Source organism: Catellatospora coxensis (assembly GCF_016862635.1).
GTDB classification, from domain to species: Bacteria; Actinomycetota; Actinomycetes; order Mycobacteriales; family Micromonosporaceae; genus Catellatospora; species Catellatospora coxensis.
Window position 1 is genome coordinate 1 of record NZ_BONI01000112.1, and the last position, 21,245, is coordinate 21,245.

General features: G+C 66.7%; 23 protein-coding genes. 18 read left to right on the top strand and 5 right to left on the bottom strand.

All coding sequences use genetic code 11. From position 1 onward, the window contains the following. Positions 1 to 523: 523 nt before the first annotated feature. Entirely contained in the window at positions 524 to 757 is a 234-nt protein-coding gene (locus tag Cco03nite_RS38685) for a hypothetical protein (RefSeq protein WP_203699007.1), read from the top strand. Beyond that, a complete protein-coding gene (locus Cco03nite_RS38690) occupies positions 754 to 1,056 on the top strand; it encodes a type II toxin-antitoxin system PemK/MazF family toxin (RefSeq protein WP_203699008.1) in 303 nt (100 codons plus the stop codon). Before Cco03nite_RS38685 ends, Cco03nite_RS38690 begins: the two co-directional genes overlap by 4 nt. Before the next feature lie 355 nt (positions 1,057 to 1,411). Here Cco03nite_RS38690 and Cco03nite_RS38695 read toward each other — a convergent pair whose 3' ends face one another. Beyond that, positions 1,412 to 1,840 (bottom strand): hypothetical protein, encoded by a 429-nt coding sequence (locus Cco03nite_RS38695; protein WP_203699009.1) that lies wholly within the window; start codon positions 1,838 to 1,840, stop codon positions 1,412 to 1,414. 230 nt (positions 1,841 to 2,070) lie between these two features. After that, the gene (locus Cco03nite_RS38700) at positions 2,071 to 2,649 is read right to left on the bottom strand and encodes a hypothetical protein (RefSeq protein WP_203699010.1); all 579 of its coding nucleotides are present in this window, start codon (positions 2,647 to 2,649) and stop codon (positions 2,071 to 2,073) included. A gap of 539 nt (positions 2,650 to 3,188) precedes the next feature. Between Cco03nite_RS38700 and Cco03nite_RS38705 the strand changes: the two genes are divergently transcribed. Then, positions 3,189 to 4,217: a hypothetical protein gene (locus tag Cco03nite_RS38705; RefSeq protein WP_203699011.1), complete on the top strand. Its 1,029-nt coding sequence runs from the start codon at positions 3,189 to 3,191 to the stop codon at positions 4,215 to 4,217. 190 nt (positions 4,218 to 4,407) lie between these two features. Continuing rightward, positions 4,408 to 6,291: an AAA family ATPase gene (locus tag Cco03nite_RS38710; RefSeq protein WP_203699012.1), complete on the top strand. Its 1,884-nt coding sequence runs from the start codon at positions 4,408 to 4,410 to the stop codon at positions 6,289 to 6,291. Positions 6,292 to 6,486: 195 nt separating this feature from the next. On the opposite strand, the gene Cco03nite_RS38715 is transcribed toward Cco03nite_RS38710, so the two are convergent. Together Cco03nite_RS38715 and Cco03nite_RS38720 are read right to left on the bottom strand one after the other, a co-directional pair. Then, the gene (locus Cco03nite_RS38715) at positions 6,487 to 7,299 is read right to left on the bottom strand and encodes a protein phosphatase 2C domain-containing protein (RefSeq protein WP_203699013.1); all 813 of its coding nucleotides are present in this window, start codon (positions 7,297 to 7,299) and stop codon (positions 6,487 to 6,489) included. Then, positions 7,292 to 8,146 carry a sigma factor-like helix-turn-helix DNA-binding protein gene (locus tag Cco03nite_RS38720; RefSeq protein ID WP_203699014.1) on the bottom strand — a complete coding sequence of 285 codons (855 nt, stop codon included), beginning with the start codon at positions 8,144 to 8,146 and terminating at the stop codon, positions 7,292 to 7,294. The genes Cco03nite_RS38715 and Cco03nite_RS38720 overlap by 8 nt, the downstream gene beginning before the upstream one ends. Positions 8,147 to 8,909: 763 nt before the next feature. Here Cco03nite_RS38720 and Cco03nite_RS38725 point away from each other — a divergent pair. The 9 genes from Cco03nite_RS38725 to Cco03nite_RS38765 all read left to right on the top strand — a co-directional run bounded on the left by Cco03nite_RS38725 (position 8,910) and on the right by Cco03nite_RS38765 (position 15,396). Next, positions 8,910 to 9,317 carry a hypothetical protein gene (locus tag Cco03nite_RS38725; protein ID WP_203699015.1) on the top strand — a complete coding sequence of 136 codons (408 nt, stop codon included), beginning with the start codon at positions 8,910 to 8,912 and terminating at the stop codon, positions 9,315 to 9,317. Continuing rightward, positions 9,314 to 9,622 carry a hypothetical protein gene (locus Cco03nite_RS38730; RefSeq protein WP_203699016.1) on the top strand — a complete coding sequence of 103 codons (309 nt, stop codon included), beginning with the start codon at positions 9,314 to 9,316 and terminating at the stop codon, positions 9,620 to 9,622. The genes Cco03nite_RS38725 and Cco03nite_RS38730 overlap by 4 nt, the downstream gene beginning before the upstream one ends. Continuing rightward, the gene (locus Cco03nite_RS38735; protein ID WP_203699017.1) at positions 9,622 to 9,963 is read left to right on the top strand and encodes a hypothetical protein; all 342 of its coding nucleotides are present in this window, start codon (positions 9,622 to 9,624) and stop codon (positions 9,961 to 9,963) included. Before Cco03nite_RS38730 ends, Cco03nite_RS38735 begins: the two co-directional genes overlap by 1 nt. Then, positions 9,960 to 11,135, top strand: a complete 1,176-nt coding sequence (locus Cco03nite_RS38740) for a hypothetical protein (protein WP_203699018.1) — start codon at positions 9,960 to 9,962, stop codon at positions 11,133 to 11,135. The genes Cco03nite_RS38735 and Cco03nite_RS38740 overlap by 4 nt, the downstream gene beginning before the upstream one ends. Next, positions 11,132 to 11,491 (top strand): hypothetical protein, encoded by a 360-nt coding sequence (locus Cco03nite_RS38745; RefSeq protein ID WP_203699019.1) that lies wholly within the window; start codon positions 11,132 to 11,134, stop codon positions 11,489 to 11,491. The genes Cco03nite_RS38740 and Cco03nite_RS38745 overlap by 4 nt, the downstream gene beginning before the upstream one ends. A gap of 82 nt (positions 11,492 to 11,573) precedes the next feature. Further along, positions 11,574 to 11,861 carry a hypothetical protein gene (locus Cco03nite_RS38750; RefSeq protein ID WP_203699020.1) on the top strand — a complete coding sequence of 96 codons (288 nt, stop codon included), beginning with the start codon at positions 11,574 to 11,576 and terminating at the stop codon, positions 11,859 to 11,861. 94 nt (positions 11,862 to 11,955) lie between these two features. Then, a complete protein-coding gene (locus Cco03nite_RS38755; RefSeq protein WP_203699021.1) occupies positions 11,956 to 14,046 on the top strand; it encodes a cell division protein FtsK in 2,091 nt (696 codons plus the stop codon). A 395-nt stretch (positions 14,047 to 14,441) separates the two neighbouring features. After that, the gene (locus Cco03nite_RS38760) at positions 14,442 to 15,119 is read left to right on the top strand and encodes a DNA cytosine methyltransferase (protein WP_203699022.1); all 678 of its coding nucleotides are present in this window, start codon (positions 14,442 to 14,444) and stop codon (positions 15,117 to 15,119) included. A 52-nt stretch (positions 15,120 to 15,171) separates the two neighbouring features. Next, positions 15,172 to 15,396 carry a hypothetical protein gene (locus tag Cco03nite_RS38765; RefSeq protein ID WP_203699023.1) on the top strand — a complete coding sequence of 75 codons (225 nt, stop codon included), beginning with the start codon at positions 15,172 to 15,174 and terminating at the stop codon, positions 15,394 to 15,396. 69 nt (positions 15,397 to 15,465) lie between these two features. On the opposite strand, the gene Cco03nite_RS38770 is transcribed toward Cco03nite_RS38765, so the two are convergent. After that, positions 15,466 to 15,984 carry a hypothetical protein gene (locus Cco03nite_RS38770; RefSeq protein WP_203699024.1) on the bottom strand — a complete coding sequence of 173 codons (519 nt, stop codon included), beginning with the start codon at positions 15,982 to 15,984 and terminating at the stop codon, positions 15,466 to 15,468. Between the two features lie 117 nt (positions 15,985 to 16,101). On the opposite strand from Cco03nite_RS38770, the gene Cco03nite_RS38775 reads away from it, so the two are divergent. From Cco03nite_RS38775 to Cco03nite_RS38795, 5 genes are all read left to right on the top strand, one after another. Continuing rightward, positions 16,102 to 16,962, top strand: coding sequence for a bifunctional DNA primase/polymerase (locus Cco03nite_RS38775; protein ID WP_203699025.1), 861 nt, complete (start codon positions 16,102 to 16,104; stop codon positions 16,960 to 16,962). Next, complete coding sequence (locus Cco03nite_RS38780) at positions 16,959 to 18,473, top strand: YfjI family protein (protein ID WP_203699026.1); 1,515 nt, start codon at positions 16,959 to 16,961, stop codon at positions 18,471 to 18,473. The genes Cco03nite_RS38775 and Cco03nite_RS38780 overlap by 4 nt, the downstream gene beginning before the upstream one ends. 276 nt (positions 18,474 to 18,749) lie before the next feature. Then, on the top strand, positions 18,750 to 18,947 hold the full coding sequence (locus tag Cco03nite_RS38785) for a helix-turn-helix transcriptional regulator (RefSeq protein ID WP_203699027.1): 198 nt from the start codon (positions 18,750 to 18,752) through the stop codon (positions 18,945 to 18,947). Continuing rightward, entirely contained in the window at positions 18,944 to 20,353 is a 1,410-nt protein-coding gene (locus Cco03nite_RS38790) for a site-specific integrase (protein WP_203699028.1), read from the top strand. Before Cco03nite_RS38785 ends, Cco03nite_RS38790 begins: the two co-directional genes overlap by 4 nt. A 107-nt stretch (positions 20,354 to 20,460) precedes the next feature. Next, on the top strand, positions 20,461 to 21,093 hold the full coding sequence (locus Cco03nite_RS38795) for a hypothetical protein (RefSeq protein WP_203699029.1): 633 nt from the start codon (positions 20,461 to 20,463) through the stop codon (positions 21,091 to 21,093). Positions 21,094 to 21,245: the final 152 nt, after the last annotated feature.

The window sequence follows — 21,245 nt, forward strand, 5'->3', positions numbered from 1 at the left end:
ACGGCGTACCGTACCGGCCTTGGCCTGTGGATATGTCGTGAGCTGGCGGAACTTTGCCGCAACTTCGCCGGTCATGAGGCTCCGCCGGGCACCTCAAGCCTATATATAACCAAGTTGATTATGTCTCGTCCCTGTGCTCTGCCCTCGCGGTGACAAGAGCTTCAACCTTGCTGAAACACACAGGGGCGCTGCTGCTCTGTGTTTCAGCAAGGTTGAAGGCTGTGCCACGTCGCGCCCGTCGCCCGTCGCGAAGCGTCCGAGGGGATGAGGCTCGCGAAGCGAGTCCCCCTTAGCTCTTGCCCTTGCCCGTGGAGACCGGCCAGAGCGGTGACACGGTGACAACCGCCCCCTCCCGAACGCCCCCGCTCAGCTCAGATCGCCTAAGAAGCTGTCACCGCCTGCCGGTGACAGGCGGTGACAACGGTGACAACGGTGACAACGGTGACAACGGTGACAGAGTCTTACGCACGCGAGGGCGTGCATGTTCTATGCACGCGGACGATGCACGCGTTACAGTGCATCTATGGCAACCGAACGGATCAACCTCACCATGGAGGCCGACGCGCTGACCGCAGCACGCCGCGCCGCCGCGAGCGACGGTGTCTCGCTGTCTGCCTGGCTGAGCCGCGCCGCATGGAATCAGGCCATCGAGCACGCCGCCCGGATCAGCGCAGAGCAGGATCGCCACCTGGCCGACGAGTTCGCCGACTACGACGCTGAGCGCGAAGAGCTGATGTTCCGCCGGGAGACCGCGTGAAGCGGGGCGAAGTATGGCTACGCGAACGCGCCAGCAGCAAGAACCTGGTGGTGCTCGTAGGCCACGACAAGCTCACCGAGACCCGCCCGACGGCGCTGGTCGTGCCGCTGTCGGACGTGCGGGCATCCACGCTGATTGAGCCCGACGTGCGACTTGACGATGATTCGTCAATCGGCGTGGCGATGACCCCCCGCGTCGGGGAGATCTCCAAGGACTACCTGACCGAACGGCGCGGCGCGCTGCATGTGGATTCGCTGGAAGCGCTGGAGACCGCCCTGCGCGCGGTCCTCGACCTGTAGCCACCGCAACCGCTCACGCCCGGCACGAACTCCGCGCCGGGCGCGTGAAGCGTTGGCGTACTGACGCCGCGGATACGTCCGGCAGGCGGTGACAGCGGTGACACGGTGACAATCGCGCGGCCGCAACCATGTCGCCGCAGGTCAATACCCCTAAACTGCTGTCACCGCCGAGCGGTGACAAGCGGTGACAACGGTGACAGGAAAGATCAATCTGGGCCACCCCAACTTGCCGGCCACAAGTTGCGTGCCTTCTAGGCAGAAGTGACCTAGTCACTTATGATGGCAACGCGAGCCATGGGAGAGACAGCGCCCCGCCCTCACCGAGGGCGGGGCGCTGCTCGTTTAAATAGCCCGGTCAGCCGAAGGTGCGCAACACGCGCTGGTCATCCCAACGGGCGACCTCTTCGCGAGCGCGGCGGACTGAAGTCACCCTGATGAGAGAGGCGTCTCGCAGCGCGTCTATAGCCGCAGTGAGGCCGCGCTCAGCCGGGGAACAGGAGGACCAGTATTCGCCCAACAACGGCTGACTGGCGTCCATTAGCTCACGCAGGGACGCAGTGACCCCGCGAGCGGCAAGTGAGTCACGCGACTCGCGGATCAACTCAGCGCGCTTGTATGAGTACTGGTTCGCGGTCGGACGTTCATCCAGCCACCACGAGTCGAACCACCACCACACCGCAATGAACGCCACCCGGATGCCCTCGGCGAGCTGCTCGTCCGTGGTCTGCGCCCGAGCCCTCGCATACTCGCTCGGACCGTCGTATCCATGCTCCATGTCCGGCACGGGTCAACATACGTTCGAACGAGCGCCGCCGGCCAACCCGACCCGCCGCTCACGGCATGACGCCCCGGTCCTCGACCCTGATCGGGTCGCGTACGTCGATTGCTCCGCTGCGCCACCATCGCCAGGCCAGCGATCCACGGCGCCACCAGCCCGCCATTCAACGGCACCTCCGCTCTTTGGAAGTCGTCGACGACCACGTCAGGCGGTATTTTGCGTAGCCGGTGAGATCGTTACTGCGTCAGTTTGTCCAGCAGGACAATTAGGGCCACCCAGCCCCCCGCTCTGAGTAGATACGGTAATAGATCTTCTACACGCAGAGGCCTGTATAACCCACGATCAACGGGGGAATACCGAAAAATAAACGTATAAGCGATCAGCCATCCTGGAACGCCGAATGCCAGCCAGTACCCAGCATGATAGTTCGCGGGCATAATGAGCACGAAAAGCACTATCGTAACCGTTGGCGGGAACCTGTGGCTCCAGGACTCCTGGAACCTTTCCCAGGTCAAGCGCTTCTCGCTGCCCCATCCATTGTCAATAGCGGCAAGAACTATGCTAAGTACAATAAGCCCATGAACCTCCTCGGCGTCGATTCCTATCCACTTAACGGGTATCCAGCCGAAAAGGAAGTTAGTGGCACGGACCACTAGTTCGTGATACGCCATCAGCCACTGACCCAGAGTCCCATTTAGTGAGATAAGGTCGATATCTTTTATGAGATTAAGCAGTGAAACGCCTCCCGCCAAGCTGGCGAGAATTTGGAAGGACCCGCGTTTCGGTGTCGTGGACTCTCCTGGCTGAACGGTCACACCGGCATCAGATCGCAACCAGGTGCGCATGTCGATTGCCCGTTCGGTCCGCTCGACCCAGGGCGAATTTGAACTGAGCGGCAAAGCCCGTCCCGCTTCTCCGAGCATCAAACCTCGATGTCACTTGCTGCGTTGGTCGCGAAGCGTGAGGATCGCGAGCGAGTCCGCTTGCCCTTGCCCGCGGGAGGCAGCCGAGGCGGTGACACGCTGACAGCCAGCCCAGACCCCGTCAGATTGCTGTCACCGCCCGCCTGCGTGGCGATGACCCCCCCGCGTCGGAGAGATCTCCAAGGACTACCTGACCGAACGCCGCGGCGCGCTGCACACGGACTCACTGGAAGCACTGGAGACCGCTCTACGCGCGGTCCTCGACCTGTAGCCACCGCAACCACTGATGGCCGGCTGCGAAGCGTCCGAAGTCGTGAGCCTCGCGAAGCGAGTCGTCCTTAGAGTTCCTCATGCCGCAACGTCTGATCGAGTGAACGACCCCGTAAATATCGACTTTCAGCAGGTCGGCATGCCCAGAGACAATCACGGACATGGCCTTGGACCTCGAAGTTGCGAGACGACTTGCGTACATCCGCTACCTCCACCAGCTCGGCATCGACCAGGGCAAACTCCCGCCACCGATGTCCTCGGTCGCCCTGCTCATGCTGCACGACGCGATCGAGAGCTACTACCTGCTCGCCGGAGAGCACCTCGGCACTACCGGCTCGTATGACTTTGACGGCTATCCGGCCGCGATCAACGCCAAGCTGCCGACGGGAACAAGCATCACCGGCAAGCAGGCGATGAAGCGCCTCAACAAGGCCCGCGTTGCGCTCAAGCACCACGGACTGCACCCAGACCCCGCCGCGATCGACCTCGCGGTCTCCGACGCCGCGACGTTCATGGCCGCCAACACGCCACTGATCTTCGGGGTCGACTACGAGACCGTATCGATGGCCGACGTGATCACACAGCAGCAGATTCGCGACCTGGTCAAGGCTGCCGAGACGTCCAGCGCTGCGGGCGATCGCATCGACGCAATGTGCTCCCTTGCCCACGCCATGCAGCAACTGCTCATGCCTCACAGCCGCGGCAACGGTTTCGACGATCCGTCGCCGTTCCAGTTCAGCTCCCGCTTCACATGGCCGCTGTCCGAGTACGACATCAAGGAAGCGCTGAGCCCGCCGCGGATCCGCGGCGGCGACTCACGGCTTCGCCTGGAGGCCCACCGCAACACTGACCGCCTGGCCCGGCAGATCAAGGACAACGCCGACACGCTCAAGAAGGTGACCGAGCTGGTTCGGCTTGTTGCGATGGGATTCGATCGCGCCGGCTACGAGCGGTTCAAGCGCCTCACCCCGGTGGTCCGCATGTACTCCACTGAGTACGAGTTCGCTGCTGTGAAGGGCTACGACCCTTCCGCCGAGGAGTACCAGTTCTGCCATCAGTTCGTCATCGGGTGCGCGATTCGCTTCTCGGCCATCGAGGCGAACCTCAGCAGCCCCACCTGGTGGCCACCTCGGCACCAGCGGGAGTGGGAGCCCATCAAAAGGATCAAGATCGGCGAAGGCGACGATTAGGGACTGTTGCGGCCTGAGCCCGGTATTGCCGCTGAACGCGGTGAGAGCGGTACGCCCGGCCCGCTACGCGCACTCCGCGGAGGCGGTGACAGCGGTGACACGGTGACAATCGCACCGCACAACCGCCATCACCGCAGGTCAGTGCCGGTACACAGCTGTCACCGCGCTGCGGTGACAAGCGGTGACAACGGTGACAGCAAAGATCATTGCGCGGGGTGGCACCTCGGGCAGGCAAGAGCCCACGGACAGAGTGTCTGTTTCACCCAGGCCGCTTACCAACCATGATGTGAAGGCTGCGGGTCATCGTGCCCGCACGAGTGTCGACCGAGATCTGAAAGGTAGAGATTTGAGAACTTGGGTCAGTCGTTTGCTCTTGAAGTCAGGCCAAGCCGTCGATATCAACCCAGGGCTTACGGTCGTGGTGGGACCGAACAATGCCGGGAAGAGCGTGATGCTGCGGGAGCTGTATCAGAGTCTCTTCAATTCACTCGACTTGACGGGCAGCAAGATAATCCAGGGAATTGAAATTGGCACCGACAGTGACCAGGCGCAGGCGCGTGCGTGGTTAAGTGAAACCTTCGGCGAAGTTCCTCCGGGAAACTATCCTTACGGTCACTACGATACACCTCACTACGTATCCCCCAATGGAAATAGCTTCGGCCTTGGCACTGTAACCAGTATATGGAGTGGCGATAGGCCAACTAGCTTGTACAACGCTGCAGGCATGTTTGTTCGGTATCTGGATGCCGAGAACCGCACGGGAATGGTCCACTCGCAGTCCTCATACGACCTACAAACGGCACGGCCGAGCGGCCCTGTTCAGCTTATGTACGCTCGGCGCGATCTAGAAGAGATCGCCAGCAGTTACATGCTTCGGGCATTCAATGTTCCGATGACGGTAAACCGATACCGAGGGAGTGTGATCTCCCTCCATGTCGGGAAGACCGAAATTCCGGAAGGTATTGCACCTCCGTCTCCCGACTATCTCGCCCAGCTTTTCGCTCTTCCTGAACTGCCGGGGCAGGGCGACGGAATTAAAGCGTTCATGGGAATTGTGCTCCTTGTAATATTTGACAGGTATCGAATTCTCATCATTGATGAGCCAGAAGCCTTCTTGCATCCGCCGCAGGCCTATCTGCTGGGTAAGGTGCTTGCAGAACTTCAAGGCCAGGGCACCCAGGTAATTGTGGCAACTCATAGCGCCGACCTATTGAAAGGAATAACGTCGTCATCGGCAAGCGATGGAGCCGTCGGCATAGTGCGTTTAACTCGGTCCGATTCAACGAGCCATATTGCACAAGTCGAGCCGCCCCAAGTTCGAGATTTGTATTCAGATCCGCTAATTCGGCATTATCCGATCATAGACGGGCTATTTTATCGCGGGGCGGTGCTGTGCGAGGGCGACTCAGATTGCACGTATTTTCGCGCAGTCTTTGAGGACATTTCCAGTGACGCTGACCCTGTTGTGCCCACATCGCTAGGTCTGCACCTCACACATTGCAGTGGCAAGTCTCGCATTCATGTTGCGCTAACCGCCCTCCGGAGCGCTGGGGTTCCTACGGCGTGCATCGTTGACTTGGACATGCTGCGCGAAGATCGGGACTTCAATCGACTCGTAACGGCCGCGGGTGGCGACCCCGCCCCGCTAGAGCCACTTCGAAATACTGTCCTTAGCGCCATTAATGCGAAGACGCAGACAGTTGAGAAGGACTTGGCCAAATACTATATCGATAAAGTGTTCTCGGAGCGCAAGGGCAATACGCTCACAAATAGCGACCTCAACAAAATAAGGGACGCCATCGATGTTCCGAGTGGATGGAAGATCGCGAAGCAAACTGGCCGCAGTGGATTTTCGGGCGCAGTGGTCGACGCATTCGACAAACTAGATAACGAACTCAAGAAGATGGGCATTTTCCTCATTGTCCAAGGCGTTCTAGAGCGCTTTCACCCAGAGGTGCCACAGAACGATAAGGCAGGCTGGTTGAGCGAGGTCCTTGAGTCGGGCAAATATCGAACCACGGAAGCGTCAAAGATGTTGCGAGAGGTGGCCATGTATGTGCGAGACGCCCAGTAGCCGACACGGGTGCTTGAGCGTGGTCCTCGTCCGCTCTCGTCGACGGCTCGGAGAAGTCACGGGTAAGTAGACACGGGTTGACTTAGTCTTTCCTCGAACGGGTAGAGGCAACACGACGCGCCGACGTCTGAAGGCGTTACGGGGCCAGAGGTGCCACCGCCTGCTCGCTGGCAGGCGGTGGCATGACGCCGACATTCATCGGCGGTGAGCAAGCACCACTGTAGCGTCATCGCTGGTCTTATTTCGGGGCCACTTCGCCCCCAGCGGGTCACTTGCCTCTGCGCGGCGGACGGCTGCGATCAGCTCGTCAGGGCCTTCTGCCGCTGCCATGTACAGGAGACGCGACCAGTTCATCAGACCTAAGGTCACGGCCCTGGCTGCGCCGTCCGTAAGTAGTGCGACTGGCGACACGTTCACATCGAGATGTCCAGTAAGTGCGTGCTCAGCGGCTTCGGGGTCGGCGGCGGCGATCCAGTAACCACCAGGAACGTTGCGGGCCGCGAGTTCGGCGCGCTTCATCGGGATCAGCGCCGCCGCCTTCTCCGGCGTACCTATGAGATGCCGGTCGACCTCCTCGCGTTCTGGCCGCGCGGTTTGCTCGACCCGTGGATCGACCAGAGCGAACGGTCCATCTGCACCGATCCCGGCTATCGTGACGTCGCCGAGCACCAGGTAACGGCCATCGGCCCGAAGTAGCGCCACGCCCGCCGATGGCGTTCCTGGGTGTGTGAGATCGCAGGCAGGGTGTTCGGCGGCCACTCGTGCAATTGCCCGGCGTAGGACGTCGGCCAGGTCCATCCCGGGATCGGCGGCAAGGTCGACTAGCGCCGTTCCGAGACGGGCGGCGTACCAATGAACCCCATGGACGCACCCGGTTTCAGTCCGGGCTGTAGCGCCGTCGAGCACGACGAGCAGGCTCGATGATGCGTTCGCCCAGTCCTCGGACGGCTTGTCCGGACTACCCGCCGCGGTCGCTAGACGAATGTCCTCAAAGGAGAGTTCAGGCATTGTCGTGCCGGTAGGTCGGGGTGACTGCCGAGGTGTCCACGGTTTTGCGCGTTGCCGGATCGAACCTCGTTGCGACGATCATCGACCAGCGCCGGTTCTTAACGTCTCGATATAGTTCCGGCAAGTGCGTCTCAACGTGATGAACCGCACCCGCGGTTCCGGGCGCGTGGATGCCGGCGAGGTAGAGGAAGGTTCCCTTGCCGTCCGGGCGGGGCAGCCTGCCGAGATAGGCGTAGTCCACTGGTTCACCGCCGTCGCTGGGCGACCGGTACTCGGTGTTGGTGGTTTTGTCGACGAGGTACCAACCCCGGTCGTCTGACGTGAACGCGAGATGTGGATCAGAATCCAGCACCTGCCCTACGAACGGCAGCAACCGAGGGCTGGTGAGCACCACCAGGTTCGGCCTGTTGAGCTGGAGCAGGCCAGGCGGCGGCACGATCTCTGACTCTGAATCCAGCCCCAGTGTGCGGAGCAGGTCAGCTAGCCGCTCATACGCGCCGAAGGCCTCGCCCGATGCGACCACCAGCGGTTTTCCGTCCGCCCGGCCCGTTTCCAGCTTTCCACCAATTGCGACCGTGACCTTGCCGGTGCCGAAGAAGGCGCGTTCGGGGCGAACCCCTGCGCTCATGAGCTGCGAGATTCGTCCCCGCGACATACCCAGGGCGTTTGCGATCTGAATCTGTGTCATACCAGCCGCGATCAGCTCTTCGAGGCATTCGCGCCGCTCGGCCGACAGTTCTGCGATAGCCGTCTGATGATCGTCGATCCGCTCATTGATCGACTGCGCGCGTTCCAAGAGCTTGGTTCGCAGATCCGGGACAGACGCTTTTGGCACCTCGTGCTCCATCCGCTAGTGGGCTAACTGATCCTAGCTGGTCAAGCCCTATATCCAAATCTTGATCTCGTTTGCCCCCTAAACATCTTTGATTAGGGGGGTTGACATCACAGGCAGTCGGCCCGCAAGCTGTGTTTAGCCCGGTAAACCGAATCGATTACGGGGCTATCTAGGCCCAGTAGCAGCGGGGATGGCGTTCCGTACGTCCTCGCTACCTGTTGGTGCCCGCTTGTTCATTGGTGAATTTCATAGCGACAGGAAGAGGCGCTGGCTACGGCCGCTCCGAGCATCCCTGCCTTGAGCCACACGGTGGCCGACCCCGGTAGATCCCGGGCGAGCGGGGCGAACGAGCGGAATAGCGGGCGCTGACTGCACAGATCGTCAGGCCGCTTGTCGGCCGAGTGTTTCGCGCCGGGCGCGGCCCATGTGGCCGCGCCCGGCTCAACATCTCTCCGTACCGCATCTGACCTGGAAGAGGTGGACGTGATGAGCCTCGCCGCATCTGTTCGTGTCTCGATCCGTTCGTCGGCCGCGTGGCGTGATTGCCAGTGCGGCCGCCTGGTGACGCAGCCCTCCGCTGACGGCTGCTGCAACGACTGCCGCAAGCCGTCCCGGTCTCGCCGGGCTCGCCTGCGCTGACGGTTTCCGTGCGGCTCCGGGCGTCTGCCCGGCCCGCGCGGTGGCCGCCAGACGGCGGACAGCAAGCGACCCCGGCGGGATTGGCCCCCGCCGGGGTCTTTCGCACCCTGTCCCACCTGCTCAGAGAGGAATCACGATGCCTACCCAGGCTATCGCGTCGGCCCCTGCCGACGAACCGGGCGCGGCCCGGCTGACCATCGCGCACCCCCTGGCCGCTGTCGCGGCCCGCAACTGCGCCACCCACACGCACGACCTGGCCGACCTGGTCGGCGGGGTCGCCTGCGGCGCGGCATGGGCGCAGGCGCTGCACGACGATTTCATGTTCGCCCTGGAGTGCGGCCTGCCCCTGGAGCTGGAGGCGGAGCCGTGCTACGTCGATGAGGTCGCGGTGCGCCGGGCGATGCGCGGTGAGGTGCTGGAGCTGACCGAGCTGGAGCGGGCCGAGGTGCGCCGCCGCCTGGCCTCGATCCGTGACCGCCGCAACCGGCCCTACCGGTTCGTGTGCTCCCGCGCCGCAGCTGCGCGAAGGGAGGCGGCGCGGTGAGCCTGTTCGCCGGGCAGCTCGACCTGTTCACCGGCGCGCCGGTGGACGTGCCGGCCGCGCCGGTCACGGTTCGCCGGTCGGCGCCGCCGCCGCTGGAGCCGGGCCAGGTCCGCTACACCACGTTCCGCGGGCAGCGTGACTGCGAGGACTGCGGTCACGCCCAGGCCGCCGCGTACGAGGCGGGCCGGCCGGTGCCGACGCGCCGCCGGGCCACCGCTTCCCGCCAGACCGCGGCCGGTCGCACGTACCTGTGTGAGCTGCACAAGACCGACCGGCAGGCCGCCGACACGGAGGTGGAGGTCTGATGCCCCGCACCCGTACCGGCCGCGCGATCGGCGACATCGCCCGCCGCGCCGCCCGCGGTGAGCTGACCGCCGCCCAGGCCGCCGCGCTGATCGCCCGGCTACGCGCCGGGCAGCGGCACGACCTGTACCGCGCCGCGCTCGATTCCCTGGCCGAGCCGGGCGAACCGGTGCGAGTGCGGCTGATTGGCCCCACCGCTGACGTGGCCAACCTGCTGACCGTCCTGGACGGCGTGACGACCCTGTCCGGCGTGTCCGACCCCTACCCGACTTCCCGGCCCGGTGTGGTGCGCGTGTACGCGACCGCCGAGCGCCGCCACCCACTCATCGGAGGTTCGAAATGACCGTACCTTCCAGCGTCTACCCTCCCGCCGTCGCCGCCCTGGTCGACGACTTCAAGCAGTGGTCCGCCGAGCTGGACGCGGCCCCGTCGCTGCGCGCCACGATGAAGCGTTTCCGCGTCGGCACCGACAAGGCGCGGGCGTTGATGTCAGCGCTCACCGACACCCCCGCCGAGCAGCCCGCAGCCCCGGCCGAGCCGGTCACGGACACGGCCCCGGCCGCGCCGCCCGCCCCGGCCGCGGCGGGTGTACCGGTGCTGCCGCAGGTGCCCGCCGAGCCGATCACGGCCCCGGCCGAGGCCCTGTACCGGGTTGACGTAGAAACGCTGCCGAAGATCGCACCGGCTGAGGCCGAGCCGATCCCGGTGCCCGCGCCGCCGCCGGCCGAGCTGGTGCCCGCCGAGCGCACCCAGGCGCACACGGTCGCGGTCAAGCTCGACGCCGAACGGGCGCTGCTGACCACGCAGCGCGGTGACGAGCTGGCGCGCCGGGCACTGGAGGCCGAGCACCGTATCGCGATGGACGACGTCCGCGAGCAGGCCCGCGCCGCCAAACTCGCCCGCGGCGAGCGGGCACGCGACGCCGCCGACGCGGCGGCCCTGGCCGCCCTGTACCGGCGGGCGCAGCGGTCCGGCACCAGGGCGCGGCTGCGGGCGCAGATCCAGGGATCGGCTGAGATGCGCGCCCTGCGTGTGGCCCGCGTCCGGTCGGTGACCCTCATGGCCGGTGTCCCGGTCCTGGTCGCGTTCGCCGCATGGTCCACCACCGGCGTTCAGGCCGGTGTCGTGCGGCTGCTGGGCCTGGACGGCGGCACCGCGGGTTGGTGGTCGGCGTGGGCGATGGAGCCCGCGCTCATCGCGATCGTCGGCCTGATCATCATCGGTCGAGCGGTGCTGCGCTCGGCGGGCGGTGACACCGACTGGCGCGCCGACGCGATCGAGTGGACCGCCCTGGCCACGTCGCTGGCGCTGAACATCGTCGGCGGTTGGGCGGTCGGTGTGGACTGGGCCGAGCAGGTGGGGCCGATGCTGGCGCACTCGGTCGGCCCGATCGGCGCGGCCGGCACGGCGTTCCTGATCGGCCTGTTCGACGGGTACGTGTCCGCGGCCCGCCCGTGGCACGGCGCGCCGCGGCTGGCTGAGATGCGACTCGACCTGAGCGAGGTCGAGCGGTGAGCGCGCAGACCGAGATTGCGCTGAAGGTGACGGCCGACCGGCCCCCGGTGCGGGTGTTCGGTGAGCCGGTCGCGCCGGGGCTGTCCATCGTCCCGAGCGTTTACGCCGATGGCCGCTACGGCGTGGGGTTCCTGCTGGCGCACGAGCCGTCCGGCTGTGTGCTGACCGCCGTGCCCACGTGCGTGCACTGCGCCCGCCAGGCCGGGGCGCGGCTGGCCGGTTTCGACTGGACACGACCGGCGCCGCAGTTGATCACCGATCAGGCGGTCCGTGAAGCGGTGACCTGCTCTGACCTGGTCACGCTCCTGCGCGGCTGCGCCAGCGCGTACACGTGCGAGATCCCCGAGGGCTGCTGAGCGGCGGCCTCCGTGCGGGCCGGGCTCATCACCCCGGCCCGTCGCGGTGGCCGCCAGATCGGCGGACCAAGGAGGAGGAACAGTGCTGCTGCACATCGACAACCCGACCCCTGCTCAGGTGCTGATGCTCAACGCGGAGCGTTCGGCTCAGCGCTGGCATGTGGCCCTGGCCGCGACGATCGCCACGACCGCCCCGACGTTCACCGCGTGGCTGGTCGGCGCGCCGGGCTGGGTGCAGTTGCCCCTGGTCGGCCTGATGGCCGTGGTGTCGGCCGTGGCAGGGGTGTTGAACCGCCGCTACCGCGCCGACCTGGCGAGCATCAGCGACTTCATCGAGCAGACCCGCAACGGCGATGCCGACCAGGCGTAGCCGCCGAGCCGGGGCGTGACCTCAAGGCCGCTAAACCGCAGGTCACGCCCCGCACACCCTCCGCTTCCTCAAGACAGAAAGGTGCCACCTCATCATGTCAATCGACGAGAACCGGCCCCGTGACTGGGATGCCGGGCTGGCCGAACTGCTCGACGGCGGCCAGCCTGCGACCGGAACCCACTTCGACGTGCCCCTCGATGAGCGCCCGCAGCGTGGCGGGATGCCGGTCGAGCAGCCCGACCCGCCCGCGCCGCAGCGCGACATCATCCCCGCCGTGCTGCGGTCGTGGCCCGCGCTGCGCGCCGAGATCAGCGCGACCGGTGGCCGGTGGGCGCACGTCGCCGGGTTCCACGCGGTCCGTTCGCCCTGGTACGCGGGCAAGACAGGCTTCTACGCGCTGCTGGGCGGATTCAAGCTCGCCGGTCGGCAGCTTCGCTGGTGGTGGGTCGATGAGGCCCGCAGCCTGGAGCAGCACGCCGCCGACAACGCCGACGGCACCATGTGGCTCAAGGTCCACCGCGAGAGCAAGTCCACCCGCACGTTCCGCGGCCTGGTCCTCATCGGCGAGGCCGCCGCCCTGCTGGTCGGTGTGCCGCTGATGGTGGCCGCCGCGCCGTGGTACGCCACCGCCGGTGTCGCGATCCTGGCCGGGCTCGGCCTGGCGCAGGTCGGCAAGCCCGCCGGCGGGCAGATCGTGTCCCGGGCGCAGGTCGCCGCGCGGTTCCGCAAGCTCAACCCCGACATCGTGCTGCGCGCCTACTACGCCGCAGGCCTCGGCCACCCGGAGCGGCCCGGCCAGCAGATCGCGTTCGGGTCGACCATGGCTCGCGACCCGTCCGGCACCGGCTCCCAGGTCGTCATCGATCTGCCCTACGGCAAAGGGCTGGACGACGCGATCAAGGCACGAGACAAGATCGCATCCGGGCTGGACGTGGCCCTGTCGCAGGTGTTCATCAGCCGCGATCCGAGCAGCCACCGGCGTCACGTGCTGTGGGTCGCCGACCGCGACCCGCTTGCGGTCGGAGCAGGCAGGACGCCGCTGCTGCGCTGCCTCCAGACCGACATCTGGAAGCCCGCTCCGTTCGGCCTGGACGAGCGCGGCAGGCTGGTCGAGCTGGACCTGATGTGGAATTCGCTGCTGGTCGGCGCGTTCCCCCGGCAGGGCAAGACCTTCGCCGCGCGGCTACTCGCGCTGTACGGGGCGCTAGACCCGTACGTGAAGCTGACCGTCCTGGACGGTGGCGGCAAACCCGACTGGCGAAAGTTCTCCCTGGTCGCCGACCGGTACGCGTTCGGGCTGGCCATGACCCGCGACGGTGACCCCGTCGAAACGGTCCTGGAAGCCCTGCGGGAACTGAAGGACGACGTGCAGGCCCGCTACGAGAAGCTGTCCCGGCTGCCCGTGGACGTGTGCCCGGACGGCAAGCTCACCCGCGACATCGCCCGCAACCCCAAGTACGACATGCCAGTACGGATGGTCGTCATGGACGAGTTCCAGGAGTACTTCGACCTGGGCGAGGCGTCCAAGGAGATCGCCGCGCTGCTGGTCTACCTGGTGAAGGTCGCCCCGGCCGCCGGGGTCATCTTCATCGACGCCACCCAGCGCCCGTCCGGGATCGGCAACGGGCAGATCGCCACCCAGTTCATCAACTTCCGAGACAACCACCAGGTGCGGTTTTCGCTGCGTACCGGCTCCTACAACATGTCCGACCTGGTGCTTGGGGCTGGCGCGTACAGCGAGGGCTACGACAGCTCCACGCTGCTGCCCTCCTACAAGGGCGTCGGCATCCTGCGCGGCGCGTCAGATGAGACGCCCACGGTGCGCACGCACCTGGCCGACGCCGACGACGCCGAGAAGATCCTCAAGGCCGCGCGGCTCATCCGCGAGCGTGCGGGAACCCTCTCGGGCATGGCCGCGGGCGAGACCGTGGCCCGCCAGCGCCGCGACGTGCTCGCCGACGCTGCCGCGATGTTCACCGGCGAGGCCGGCATGTCGTGGCAGCGCCTCGCCGCACGGCTCGCCGAGCGGCTGCCCGAGCACTACGCCGACATCACCGCCGAGACGATCTCGGCGCAACTGCGGGCGCTGGGACTACCGAGCGTGAACGTCAAGGAGGACGGTCGCAGCCCCAAGGGCGTGAAGCTCATCGATATCGGTACGGCGATTCAGCGCCGCGACCGGTAGCGGCTGTCCCGCTACCGGTAGCGGCTGCGCTACCCAGGCCGCTACCCGCACCACCAGCCAACATTTCCGCTGGTAGCGGGTAGCGGCCCGCCCTCCGCACACCCGAAAACAGGCCCCTGGAGGCGTCCGATGCCATCCCTTGCCGCTACCGCTACCCAGACGATCACGCTCACGGCGCTACCGACAGCCGCCCTGGTTCTGCTCACGCTCGGTTATATCGGGCTGTGCTGGCTACTGCCGTTCCGGCGCTGCCAGAACTGCACCGGCACCGGCTGGACCCGAACCCCGCTCCTGCGCCGAACGCGCCCATGCCGCCGCTGCAACGGCGACGGTGTCCGCCTGCGCGTCGGCCGACGCCTGTTCAACCACTTCGCCCACCTGCGCCGGAACGCCCGATGAACCGGCCCCGGCTGCTCGACCTGTACTGCTGCGCCGGCGGAGCAACCCGCGGCTACCAGCAGGCCGGATGGCACGTCACCGGCGTCGACCAGGTCCCCTGGCCCGACTACTGCGGCGACGACTTCCACCAGGGCGACGCGGTCGCGTTCGCCCTGGCCCACGGCGCGGAGTTCGACGCCATCCACGCAAGCCCGCCGTGCCAGGACCACAGCCTCCTCACGCGTTCCAACCGGACCCGCGACGGCTGGACCGACCGGCACGTCGACCTCATACCGGCCACCCGCGCGGCGCTGATGGCGTCGGGCCGGCCGTGGGTGATGGAGAACGTCGTCGGCGCGACGCTGCGCCCCGACGTGGTGCTGTGCGGGCTGATGTTCGGCCTGCGCGTGTTCCGACACCGCTTGTTCGAGACCCACGGGTTCGCCACCCTCATGCCGCCGCACCCGGCCCACCGGGGACACCGCGTCGCCGGGTGGCGGGCCGGTGTCCGCCACAAGGGCGACATGTTCGCCGTGTACGGCGACGGCGGCGGCAAGGGCACCACCGAGCAGTGGCAGCAGGCCATGGGCATCGACTGGACCAGCGACCGCCAAGCCATCGCCCAGGCCATCCCACCCGCGTTCACGCACTTCATCGGCGAACACCTGCTGACCGCAGTGCAGGTGACCGCATGACCCGCCCGCGCCACGACATCCCGCCGACCGCCGTACACCTGAAGGAGCAGCCATGATCCCACGCATCTACGAAGCCATCACCGGTAAGCCCTGGGTGACCACAACACTCGACGTAACCACCGACGTCGGCCCGACCATACGCGCTCGATTCCCCGAGCTGGACGCGTTCTCCGACATCGAGATCATGCGGATGACTCCCGAGCAGGCCATCGCCGCCGGGCGCAAGCTCCGCGCCGACCAGCGCCGCACCACGACGCGCGCCCTCGCCCGTCAGTGACCTCCACCAGAACCGGCCGCACCGTTGCGCGGCCGGTTTCGCCAGCACCTATCGCGCCGGAGTCCGGGATCAGACCCGTCCTTCGCCGTGCGCGAAGAAATCCCGAATCGCGTCCGGATGAAATCGCCGGAGATCCCCGTCAAGCGAACGGACCCACCGTTTATTCGAATTGTCATCGAACCAGATCCGATAGCCGGTCGTATTGATATCACCGTCTTCGTCATAGTGGTCTGAGATCGACAACTCGATTGACTCGCCTGGCCGCAGGGCTGCAAACGACCGCATCCAGCCAACGATCGATATCCCGGCCACCGTCTCGCCGCCACGAGTTATGACAACGGCATATATCGGCAGTTTAGAGGCGTTTAGGACCGCGATCGTCCGTTTCTCGTAGTCATGCCAGAACCCTACGCTCGCTGCTTGTTCCCGTGACTTTTCTTCCGCCAGTTCCTTTTGGAAATAGTCAGCTTTGCGGTCGCGCTCCGACTCGACTTTGAATAGCCGATAGGCGACATACCCGGCCACTCCTGCCAACACCATTCCGCCGAATGATCCGATCGCGTCGATCACGTTCCAAAGGTCAGCCACGAGCGGCACGGTAGCGCGCAAGGGCAACGGCGGATATGAGTGCGCAACTCGGAGCAGCACTGCGCCGCCGAACCACCACCGCATTACGACGCTTGAGCAGTCAATTCAGGAGTAACCATGAAGGACTTCGTGAACGCCGCCCTCCACGCCGCCGGTCGCGGATGGCGGGTGTTCCCCGTGACCCCCGACGACAAGACCCCTGCCGTACGGGCGTGGGAGCAGCGCGCCACGACCGACCTCGACCGCATCCGGCGCTGCTGGTCGGCCGGGCCGTTCAACATCGGTCTGGCTACCGGCCCGTCCGGGCTGGTCGTCATCGACCTTGACCTGATCAAGGACGAGCAGGCCCTGCCCGCGCCCTGGACGTTCTACCAGCGTGGCAGCGACGTGCTGGGCGAGCTGCGCCGCCGCGCCCGTGCCGAGCACGCGCCGACCTACGCCGTGACGACCTGGAGCGGCGGCGCGCACCTGTACTACCGCCACCCCGACCAGGGCGAGCAGATGCGCAACACCGCCAAGAGGCTGGGGCCGCTGATCGACACCCGCGCCCACGGCGGGTACGTCCTGGCCGCCGGGAGCGTCGTCAACGGCCGCCCGTACCGGGTAGGCGCTGAGCTTCCGGTCGCTGAACTGCCCGAATGGCTGGCCGCCGCGCTGGCCCCGGCGCCCTTGCCGGAGCAGGCACCGGTGACGGTCACGCTGCCCGCCGACCGGGCGGGCCGGTACGTCTCGGCTGCGATCGACTCCCAGTTGTCGCACCTGGCCCAGGCCGCCAAGGGCGGGCGCAACGCGGCGCTGTACGCCTCCGCGGTCGCGCTCGGACAGCTCGCCGCGGGCGGGGCGGTCAAGGCGCAGGAGGTAGAAGGCCTGCTGACGCAGGCTGCCTACTCCATCGGCCTGCGGCCGGCAGAGACCGCCCGCACGATCGCCTCCGGCCTGCGCGCCGGAGCGGCCCGCCCACGGACGGTGGCCGCATGACCGCCCAGATTCGCCACCTGGCCGCCGTGCCCGCCGACCAGGCCGCGCGGGCAGGCTGGGACGTGCCCGTGCCGGTCGGCACCAACACCGCCGCGCCGCCGCCGTTCCCCCTAGACGTACTCCCCGGTTGGGCGCGCGACATGGTGGAAGGCGTCGCGACGTTCACCCAGACCGACACCGCGATGGGCGCGGGCGTGTTCCTGTCCGTGCTGTCGACGTGCGGGGCGCGCCGCCTGGTCGTGGAGGGCAAGCCCGGCTGGCGCGAGCCGGTCAACAGCTACGTGGCCACCGTCGCCGCGCCGGGCGAGCGTAAGAGCCCGGTGCATGGGGCGCTGGTCCGGCCGCTGTACCAGGCGCAGCAGCAGATGGCCGACCAGGTCCGGCCGCTGGTGGAGCAAGAGGCGGCGCGGCGCGACATCGCCCAGCGCACCGCCGAGCAGGCCCGCGCCAGCGCCGCCAAGGCCGACGCTGACAAGCGCGACGCGGCCACCGCCGAGGCCCTGGCCGCGGTGATGGCCGTGGAGGAGATCACCGTGCCGACGCTGCCGCGGCTGATCTGCGACGACCACACCCCCGAAGCCCTGGTCAGCATGATGGCCGCCAACGGCGGGCGCATGGCCGTGATCAGCGATGAAGGCGGCATCTTCGACACCTTGGCCGGCCGCTACTCCGGCACGCCGAACCTCGACCCGTACCTGAAGGGCTACAGCGGCGGGCACCTGTCCACCGACCGGCAGACCAGGGCAGGCGAGACCATCGAAGACCCCGCCCTCACGGTCGGGGTGATGACTCAGCCGTCCGCGCTGCGCAAGTTCGGGTCCAACGCCGAGTTGTTCGGCCGTGGCCTGCCTGCCCGGTTCTGGTTCATCCTGCCGCGCAGCCTGGCCGGATACCGCGACCAGGACTCACCATCCGTGCCCGTCTCGGTGGCCGCGCGGTACGAGTCGACCGTGCGCATCCTGGCCACGACCCTGGCCGAGTGGGACGGACCGCGCGTGCTGACCCTCACCGACGAGGCCAGCCGCGTGCGCGCCGCCGCCGCCGAGACCATCGAGGAGCAGTTGCGGCCCGGTGGCGCGCTGCACGACGTCCGCGAGTGGGCCAACAAGCTGTTCGGCGCGATGCTGCGCCTCGCCGGACTGCTGCACCTGGCCCACCACCCCACCGACGCATGGGAACGCCAGATCAGCGGCCAGACCATGGCCCAGGCCGCACAGGTCACCGCGTGGCTGATCGCCCACTACACCGCCGCCCTCGCCCTGGTCCACGGCGACCCCGCAGGCGAGACCGCGCATGACGTGCTGGCCGTGCTGGTCGCCAAGGACATGCGCACCTTCACCCGGCGAGAGCTGCACCGGCGCGTGCAGCGCAAGCTGCCGCGCGCCGAGCAGGTCATGTCGGTGCTGGCCACCCTCGCTCAGCACGGATGGGTCCGCACCACCGCGGACGGGGACTACGAGCTACACCCCGGCGCGGCCGACTACATCAACGGCGCGCCGGTCGGCCGTTGATCTTCCCTGTCACCGTTGTCACCGCCTGTCACCGGCAGGCGGTGACAGCCATTTAGGCGGATTGACCTGCGGTGATTGCGGTGCGGCGGGGCGATTGTCATCGTGTCACCGCTGTCACCGCTCCCGCCGCCCGACAACCGAGACCACCACACGGGACAGCGCGCCGTGCCTAACACGCTCGGCGCGCCCATACCCATACACCAAACCATCGCAGATCTTGGCTCAGAACCACTCTCAGGCCGATTGAGGCGGCCACAGACCCTGGGGAGGGATGTCATGGGGCGCACGGTCGTACGTGACGCACTGATGGAACTGGAGGAAGTCCTAGACGAGCTGGGGGTGGCCAAGTCGACCTTCTACCACTGGAAGGCGACCGGTAGGGCACCCCGAACGATCAAGTACCCGAACGGGAGCCTGCGGGTCCGCCGCAGCGTCCTGGACAAGTGGCTGTCCGAGCACGAGGAGAACGCGTGAGCACGTACGACGTGCGGTTTTGGGACATCCGGGAGTACAAGGGCAAGCGGAAGACCAGCTACCGCGTGCGCTGGGCGGTCGCTGGCGAGGAGTTCGGCAAGTCATTCGTCACGAAGCCGCTGGCCGAGTCATTCCGGTCGGGGCTGATCACGGCCGCGCGGGAGGGTCAGCCGTTCGACGAGGCCAGCGGCCTGCCGGAGCGTATGGTCCGCGAGCAGAACTCGCGCACCTGGTACGTGCACGCGTGTGAGTTCGTGGACATGAAGTGGCCGCGCGCCTCCGGCAAGCACCGCAAGGGCATCGCCGAGTCGCTGGCCACGGTCACCGAGGCGCTACTGGCCACCGATCGCGGAGCGCCGAGCCGCGAGGACATCCGGGGCGCGCTATATGGATGGGCGTTCAAGGCCAGCGAGCGGGCGAGCGGCCCGCCGCCGGTCGCGCACGAGGCGACCGTCCGGTGGCTGACCGAGAACACCGTGCGGCTCTCGGCGATGGTCGATCCGGCGGTCATGCGTAAGGCACTCGATGCCCTGTTGCTGAAGATTGACGGTACCGCCGCCGCCGCGAGCACCGTCGCCCGCAAGCGGGTGGTCTTCTATGGCGCGCTGGCGTACGCGGTCGAGCTGGGGAGGCTGCCCACGCATCCGCTCCACGGGGTCAAGTGGATCGCGCCGCAGAATGACGATGAGGTCGACCGGCGGGTGGTCGCCAACCCCACGCAGGCTGAGCGCCTGCTGGCTGGCGTCCGGGAGGACACGCCCGAGCTGGAGGGGTTCTTCGCGGGCATGTACTACTCGGGCCTGCGGCCGGAAGAGCTGCTCCACGTGCTCGACGCTCACTGTGAGCTGCCCGACCAGGGCAACCCGGACGCGTGGGGATGGTGGCACCTGTCGGGCGCGACCGTGGCCGTGGGCGAGGGCTGGACCGATGACGGCGCGGCGCACGAGTCCCGACAGCTCAAGCACCGCGGGAAGAAGTCCACCAGGCGCGTGCCGATCCCGCCAGAGGGCGTCGCGGTACTCCGCCGGCACCGCGAGCAGTTCCGGCCTGGTCGCGACGGTCGAATGTTCGTCACGAGGCGCGGGCCGGGTGGGCGCTACTTCGAGACCTGGCCAGGCACGACGATCCCGAACAACAGCTACACCACCGTGTGGGCGCGGGTCCGGGAGAGTGTGCTCACGAAGGTCGAGGCTGCCTCGCCGCTGGCGGGCAGGCCGTACGACCTGCGCCACGCTTGCCTGAGCCTGTGGCTCAACGCGGGAGTTGCGCCGACCCAGGTCGCCGAGTGGGCGGGCAACTCGGTACGGGTACTGCTCAAGGTCTACGCCAAATGCATCGACGGGCAGGAGGAACTGGCACTTCGCCGTATCCGGGCTGCGCTAACAAACTGGCCGCAGGAGAACTGACAGGCGGGGTTCAGGCGCGAGGAGGGCTCTCGGTGAAATCCGAGCGTCCTCCACGCCTGACCGAATGTCGGGTGCACACGCCCGGGTACCGCCCCTAGCCTCACCCGGTGGACGATCTACTTCATGTGATCAACATCTGGCTTGACGGCAAGTCGACCCTTGGAGAGTCCGTATTCGGCCTGTCCATGTTGTGGTGGGGCCGAATCGGAAAGTTGACCGCATACGTCGCCACACTGGTGGTTGTCCTTGACCTACTCGGCGTGGGGCGGGTCCAGAGCCTACGAGACCGCGCTAGCCGCGGGCACGCAAAGTTCGTGAAGTGGAGGAGCCCAGACCCCGAGGAGCAGGCCCGACGCAAGAAACTGCACGCGACGCCTGGATACCGGAAGTTTGAGCGCGACTTCTTCCTATCGACGGTGCTGCTGGGCGGGCTCGTTGCAGTGATCCTCGCCCCCATGCCCGACGGTCTCAGGTTTTTCCTTATCCCGGCCGTAGCCGGGCTGTGTGTCTGGAACTGGCGCTTCCACCTGACCTATGTCGCGGCGTTCGTGGCGTTTGGCGTGGCCATCTTGCTGGCAATGCCCTTTCTCATCGCGTTGGTGCTGTTCCTCGACCTGGGCAGGTTGATCACTTTCTTGGGGAAGAAACTACTCGGCTTAGACGGCACAGCCCACCCTCTACGAGTTGGAGCCCTGGTCATCGGGTCCCTGGGCTTCTTTGTTGATCTTCTTGCCACGTAGCCAGGCCTGGCACCCGATCGCGATCGGTTTGGTCAATGAACTTTGCCGCGTATTTGCCGCAGACAGTGGGACGCGGCCGTCTACGGCTGGACTCACCTGGACTGGCACGAAAGAGCCCCTGACCGGGTTTTGCCTGGTCAGGGGCTCTTTTT